Raw genomic sequence first — 410 nt, forward strand, 5'->3', positions numbered from 1 at the left:
CACGGAACGCAAGCTGAGCTTCGACGCCGCTTCGGTGCTCGAAGGCGCCGGCTCCCGCTATGGGCCGGCGGCGACGCTGGTGGATTTCAACGACATCCTCGATCGCGGCGAGCCGTTCGCGCTGATCGCCAAGCCCTGCGACATCACCGCCGTGCGCAACCTGGCGCGGCTCGATCCGCGCGTCGACGAGCATATGCGCTATGCGCTCGCCTTCGTCTGCGGCGGCGCGTCGGACCTGACCAAGTCTGAGCAGGTGCTGCAGCGTTTTGGCCTTCGCGAGGACGAGTTGTCTCTCTTCCGCTACCGGGGGCACGGAAACCCGGGCCTCAACCGGATCGAAACCAAGGATGGCCGCGCCTTCAAGATCAGCTACCGGCAGCTCTGGGAAGACGAGGATAAGTGGATGATCC

The 410-nt window shown here is 65.4% G+C and carries 1 protein-coding gene; it reads left to right on the forward strand.

The genetic code is table 11. The features are described 5' to 3' along the window. The coding region (locus tag EN749_RS37295) for a Coenzyme F420 hydrogenase/dehydrogenase, beta subunit C-terminal domain (RefSeq protein WP_189368088.1) at positions 1–410 on the forward strand (410 nt) is incomplete at both ends.

This window comes from Mesorhizobium sp. M7A.F.Ca.ET.027.02.1.1, assembly GCF_004022985.1.
Taxonomy (GTDB): domain Bacteria; phylum Pseudomonadota; class Alphaproteobacteria; order Rhizobiales; family Rhizobiaceae; genus Mesorhizobium.